5 protein-coding genes are annotated in these 6,145 nt (G+C 49.4%); 4 read left to right on the top strand and 1 reads right to left on the bottom strand.

All coding sequences use genetic code 11. The annotated features are described in order from the left end of the window. The first annotated feature begins 132 nt into the window (after nt 1–132). The 4 genes from MCG44_RS14490 (at nt 133) to MCG44_RS14475 (ending at nt 5,772) form a co-directional block, all read left to right on the top strand. Nucleotides 133–3,009, top strand: a complete 2,877-nt coding sequence (locus MCG44_RS14490; protein ID WP_240288949.1) for a hypothetical protein — start codon at nt 133–135, stop codon at nt 3,007–3,009. A gap of 355 nt (nt 3,010–3,364) precedes the next feature. Then, nucleotides 3,365–3,637, top strand: a complete 273-nt coding sequence (locus MCG44_RS14485; protein ID WP_240288948.1) for a cysteine-rich small domain-containing protein — start codon at nt 3,365–3,367, stop codon at nt 3,635–3,637. A gap of 103 nt (nt 3,638–3,740) precedes the next feature. Then, on the top strand, nt 3,741–4,772 hold the full coding sequence (locus MCG44_RS14480; protein ID WP_240288947.1) for a LacI family DNA-binding transcriptional regulator: 1,032 nt from the start codon (nt 3,741–3,743) through the stop codon (nt 4,770–4,772). A 160-nt stretch (nt 4,773–4,932) separates the two neighbouring features. Beyond that, nucleotides 4,933–5,772, top strand: a complete 840-nt coding sequence (locus tag MCG44_RS14475) for a sugar phosphate isomerase/epimerase family protein (protein ID WP_240288946.1) — start codon at nt 4,933–4,935, stop codon at nt 5,770–5,772. Nucleotides 5,773–5,888: 116 nt separating this feature from the next. Here MCG44_RS14475 and MCG44_RS14470 read toward each other — a convergent pair. Further along, nucleotides 5,889–6,145, bottom strand: a 257-nt coding sequence (locus MCG44_RS14470) for an alpha/beta fold hydrolase (RefSeq protein ID WP_240288945.1), incomplete at its 5' end; no start/stop codon positions are given.

Here is a 6,145-nt window from a genome sequence, read left to right as displayed (position 1 = left end):
ATCGGCAGAGATGCTCTGGGCGAATGTGCGTATTACATGGCTCACCAGGAGGAGAAACCGGAACTTACATTTTCTGAACTGACAGTGGACGGTTCGGTTTATGCGGGCGGAGATTATGGAGGCGGAAGCACGGTGGATTATTCTGCCATCACGGTAACCGGGACTTCTCATGTCTATATTGACGGGACAGAGTACGATACAGAAGGCGGAAAGGGTATCGGCATGACGATCTCAGGGGGTGTGTTTGGAAGCGGTGCCTCCTGCGATGCGGGATCTACCCGTCTGGTCACGCTGAAAAATTATGGAAAGCCTGTAAAGGATGAAAACGGCATCATCAGCGGTGCCACCCGTATTCTGAGTGCCATCCAGCGGGCGGACCGCGTACTGTTAAAAAACGCCCACATTCAGCTGGCGGGTGAGTCGGATGTGGCAAACTCCAATCAGACGGCACTCTACTCACTGAATCGTATCGGTGACCACGGAGATCTGGATACTCTGGGGAATCTTGGAAATGGTCTGGTACTCCAGAGCGGAAGTACGGTGATCCTGGATTCAGCAGCCATCGAGACAGCGAATCTGAAAAGTGTAGACCAGGATGGCAATGAAGTGACTCTGACGGAGCTCAGTACGGTCCCGAATACAGTCCTTTTTGGCTCGGGTATCGTGTTCAGGGTTTCCTATACAGATCTGGAAAAAGGGGAAATACATTATGGGGCAGTATGGGGTTATGCTTACATGATGGCGGAAGACCGGGCGGATGCATATGCCTATGCGCGGGCAAAGACAGATACGATAAACTCATCAGATGGGGGATTTTGTGCGCCGGAAGGGACGGAGGAGCTGGCTTACCACAATGTCAGCGAGGAATACCGTTATTGGCAGATCAGGGGAAATGATGCCACCGCCGACCGTTATTCGGTGTTGACTGCCCAGACACTTAAGACTGATGAAAGCGGATATGGAAGCGACGGCTATTCCGTGGCTGCAGGAGCCATCGAGCTGCCTCCGGCTGAAGGGAACAGCTCTTACACCATCCAGAGCATCACGCTCCCTACGGACACGGGATTATCTCTGGTGGAGGCTGCAAAAGACGGTCTGGGCGGATCATGGAAGACTTCCGGGGGCAACAAACCATCAGGAGGCGAAACGGTCGATCTGGCGGGGGAACAACAGAAAATATCCGAAAACCCTCAGACCACATTCGGGTTATTCATGGAGACTGGAGGCAAGGTGATTTCTGCTGCATCTGCGAGTGTGACGGGTGCGAATACTGTCATCGGACAGACAGTGACGGCTGATACGGGTGATGGCGCACCCTCGATATCGTTTTATCTGACTTATCAAAACGATGGAATCACAGTCAGCAGAAGCCTGGGGACAATTGTTATCGTGCTGCAGAACGAAAACGGAGCAAAAATTTCACTGAATGTGGAAATCGTTACGAAGGCAAGCAGACTTGCGGATCAGACGGTGGATCTCTATGCAACGCAGACCGGGAGTTATACCGGCAGGCTGGTCATTCCCTCCGGGGAGAGCCGCAGCCTGCGGTTAACCGGAGTTGAAAAAACTGGAACCGGCCTTACACCTGCAGGGGGCGCACTTACAGGTCATCAGTTTTCTGTGACCATGCAGCCGGTAAAGTCTCAGGGCTGGAAAACATCGGGGCTGATGACGGAGCCGTTCGATCTGGAAGGCTACGGTTCAGCAGTTCCGATCGGAAATACGGACAGCCGGTATCAGGCGCCTGTAGAATTTACACTTAACAACGTATCGGATTTTCAGGCGAAGCCTGATATTGATCAGGTGACACTTACATTTGAGGACGGCACCGGCAGCGCCAGGATCACTCTGAATATACACTGGCAGGAATCGGTGGTATCCGACGTATGTACGATGAGAGGAAGACAATACAATGGCCAAACTTCACAGGGAGAGGTGAACATTTCTCAAAAGAGTGCTGCCACCGCTGTGTTTACGCTGAGCAGTGCAACGACAGCCGGTGATCTTTGGCTGGAGCTTAGAAGGGGTGGGGGGGAAGCAGTGCTTCCTGCCGGAACAAGCCTGACCCTGCTTGGACTTAACGATTTTTATAGTTATAAAACGACGGGGACAGAGACAAAAATCGGGCTGAATGATTTCACAGAAATGTGGAACAGCAGCCGTCCGGCAGGCAATATTGCAAAAGGAACGCAGCTGACCGTAATCATGGACTTTGGCGCTGTAGAAACATTGGCAAACGGCGATTACAGTCTGCGGCTCCGCAACAATACCGGGGCGGATTCCAAGGGGGCTGACTTTACCGTGAACAACAGCGGGGCAAAACTCGCCCTGTCTGTCAGCGACGGACTCTCCAGGGGAGAACATGCGGTTACACTGACAATCGCACCTGATTCGGATACACGTTTTACGGACGGTGCTGTGGCAGTGCTCTCCCCGGAAAACGGCAATGCATTTCCCGTCGGTACAGTTTTTACTTACGGGGATAAGACGTATTACCCGAGCGGAGGTAAAGTTTATGTTCCGCTTGAGGGCAGCGGTGCACATACCGTGTCGATGAATACGGAGTATTCCGCCGGCCTGGAAACTGGTGAATACAGCATTAAGGCAGAACTGTTTCCATGCGGATGGAATGCAGGAAACATTCCCGGGGCTGTCAGGATCTCCTCTGCGGTCTGCCGGGTGACGGATAATCCTGCTTACGGTCTTTTAGTCACCCTGAAAAATAAAGAGCGGGTGGCGCAGGCTGGTCAGGCGCTTCTGTTTACTGCAGAATATGCCGTTCTGGGTACCGGAGCGGATTCGGCTGTGATCGATGTCCGTGTACAGAAGAAGAACGGTGAAGATTATGAGGATGCCGGGTACTGGACGGCAAATGGAAATACGATTCAGACGGGGGATGGAACACAGGAACTGACAGTTACGGTGCCACAGGATTTGGAATCAGGAACCTACAGGCTGTTCTTTGTCCTGGGGGACCAGGAGGTGCCTTATAATATACTGATCAATTAGAAGGGTTCATGGTATCGTGCTGCCGCACCGATGATGAAAATCTTAGAGCTTATAAACTGAGAATTTTTTATGTACACCTGAATCATACCTGTGCTATAATGAAAAACCTAAGGACAATTGAAAAAATGATTTTCTTCTATCCATTGCCATGGAACGCGGAATTGGGTGAAAATCCCGGCGAGTCGGTCACTGTGAAGCCTTTTATAAGGATAAGTCAGACACGCGAGAAGAAAACGGTGCTTCTGCCGGAACCGGAAGCACGCTTCTATGGGACGGCTGTTTTAGCGTTACCATTTTGGATGCGTGTTCTCTTCGGGGGATGCGCTTTTTCTTTTGCCAAAAGGAGGAGTAAAAAATGGCAAAAAAATATTCTTATTATTCACACGAGAAATGCGAGTATTTCCCCTGCCACAACAAGGGGGATCGGGATAATTTCAACTGCCTGTTTTGTTATTGCCCCTTGTATGTACTGGGGGATCGCTGCGGAGGGGATTTTTCTTATCTGCCAAACGGGTACAAGGACTGCAGTAAATGTCTATACCCGCATTTACGGGAAAATTATGAAAAGATCACAGGACGCTACAGTGAAATCCTCTCGGCAATGCAGCACACAAAAGAAATGGGATGAGCAGGCTTATTTTAAAAAGGCCTGGCATTAGAATGAATTAGTTGCTTTTTTTTCTAAAGAAAACTATAATACCTTCATAAAGAAAGGTAAAGGAACGGTAGCGATGAGAATTACGATCAGGCAGATTGCGGAAAAGGCAGGGGTATCCAGAGGGACAGTAGACCGGGTACTGAACAACCGCGGCAAGGTGCGGCCAGAAGTGGAGGAAAAGGTAAGGCAGATCGCAGATGAACTGGGATATCGGCCCAATCTTCTGGGCCGCGCGCTGGGAATGAGCAAAAACAATATTAAGATCGGGGTGATATCGCAGGCGGCGGATACTCCCTTTATAAAGGCTGCACTGAGAGGCGTAGAAGCCGCCACTCTCGAGGTGGAAAATTTTGGGGGGAGTGTGATACAGCAGAAAATTACAGGAATCAGTGCCGAAAAGACTCTGAAGGCAATGGATGATATGCTCAGGCAGGAGGTGAATGCCATCGCGATGATGCCGGTTGAGGATGAGCGGATCAGGGAGCAGATCAATCTGTTTTCCAGGGAATATAAAATACCGATTGTAACATTTAATTCGGATATCGATGGAACTGACAGGATTTGTTTTGTGGGTCAGAACGCAGTCATGTGCGGGAAAACGGCTGCAGCTCTGATGGGAGAGTTTTTCAGAGAAAATGGCGGGAAAATTGCGGTTATCTCTGGATTTGCCTCTAATACATCACTGAGTAACCGTGTGCGCGGTTTTCGTGAAGTCATGAGAAAACAGTTTCCGAAGATTCAGCTGCTGGATACTGTCTACTGTGAAGAAAATGATGAGAAGGCGGAGAAACTGATGGAGGAGATCCTTCGGGAACACCCTGACCTTGGCGGAGTATATATGACATGCTACGGTGAGGTTGGGGTCTGCCAGTGCCTGAAAAAAACTCACAGAGATCAGGATATTGTCATGGTTGCAAGTGACCTGATGGGGAAGAATTATGAACTGCTGAATAAGGGGTTTCTCAATCTGCTGATCGGGCAGGAGGCGGCAGGCCAGGGTTATGAGCCCGTTATGATTCTCTATCGACTGCTCTTCAACGGTGAGCCGCCGAAGCAGGAATACCACTATACAGACATCGTGATCAAAACAAAATATAATATCTAGGACAACAACAGTTGAGGCCCGCCGTAAAAATGCACAAAAAAACAAGCAAAATTTAGAGGCTATTAACTATTGTGTGCCCGAACACATTATGGTATAATGTACTCAACAAATAGATGTGCCCGAACACATGCACTATTTTTCTTAGAAAGGACATGAAAAGATGAAAATTGGATTTAATGAAGCAACTGCACTGAAATGCGAAGGACAGTCTCTGATGGCAGACCTGGAGATGTGTGAAAAATACGGATTTGATTACTTTGAAATCCGCTACGACTGCATCGCAAAATATATTCAGGAAGGCCATACACTGGAAGAGCTGGGAGAGTGGTTTAAAAACCATAACATCAAACCATGGGCTTACAATACACTGGAATTCTTTAACCAGCTGGATCCATTCCAGACTCTGGCCATGGACTGGCACCTTGACTGGATCAAGGAAGTGTGTGAAGCAATCGGGATGAAGATGCTGATCGCTGTTCCGTCCTTCAACGTAGGACTGGACAAGAGCGTAAATGATATCAAAAAAGAAGCAGCAGCGAGACTGCGTTACATCGCTGAGAAAATGGGTCCGGACATCCGCGTATCCCTGGAGTTCTGCGGTGTGCCGACATGTTCGGTCAATCAGTTCCAGACAGCATACGATGTGGTGGAAGAAGCAGGACTTCCCAATGTAGGGGTAACGCTGGATACCTTCCATTTCCATGAAATGGGATCCAGCCTGGAAGCGCTGAAAAAGGCTGATCCGAAGAAGATCTTCGTATACCATCTGAATGACTGTGAAGACCTGCCGATCGGATCCTGCGGCGATGACAAACGTCTGTGGCCGGGTGAGGGTGTTGTGGATCACGAGTCTATCGCAGCTGCACTGAATGAGATCGGATTTGACGGCGTTTGTACGATCGAAGAGTTCCGTCCGGAATACTACGCGATGAATCACGAGGAGAATATCAGGAAAGCGGCTGAAGTGACAAAAGCATTTGTTGCAAAATACTACGCATAACAGCCGGAGCAAATAGCTGATCGCAGGATAGGACCCAGAGAATTGTATAGAGTTTTTTATACCGGGATGCACCGCAAATGTATGACATTTGCGGTGCATTTCTGTACGGGGACTATTTACTGACGGATAGCTTCAAAAAAGAAGTGGTTAAACAGTTCAAGTTCATCGTACATAATGCCGTGCGCGCTGTCCGGCAGGGTGATCAGTGTTGAACCCTGGATGCTTTCATGCTGAATCCGGACAAGGTCACTGGAGACTACGGTGTCTTTTGCGCCGTGTATGATCCAGGTCGGGACATGTACATACCGGAGATCTTCACGGCCGTCTTCGTCACGCAGCGCAATCGCTGACTGGACGGTACCGATACCGGAGG

Source organism: Lawsonibacter sp. OA9 (assembly GCF_022440585.1).
The sequence above is the reverse complement of the archived record's forward strand: the minus strand, read 5'-3'. Positions and strand labels throughout refer to the sequence as shown.

Coding starts and splice junctions, on each gene's coding strand:
- MCG44_RS14485 (WP_240288948.1), top strand. CDS start 3,365: ATGGCAAAAAAATATTCTTATTATTCACACGAGAAATGCGAGTATTTC.
- MCG44_RS14480 (WP_240288947.1), top strand. CDS start 3,741: ATGAGAATTACGATCAGGCAGATTGCGGAAAAGGCAGGGGTATCCAGA.
- MCG44_RS14475 (WP_240288946.1), top strand. CDS start 4,933: ATGAAAATTGGATTTAATGAAGCAACTGCACTGAAATGCGAAGGACAG.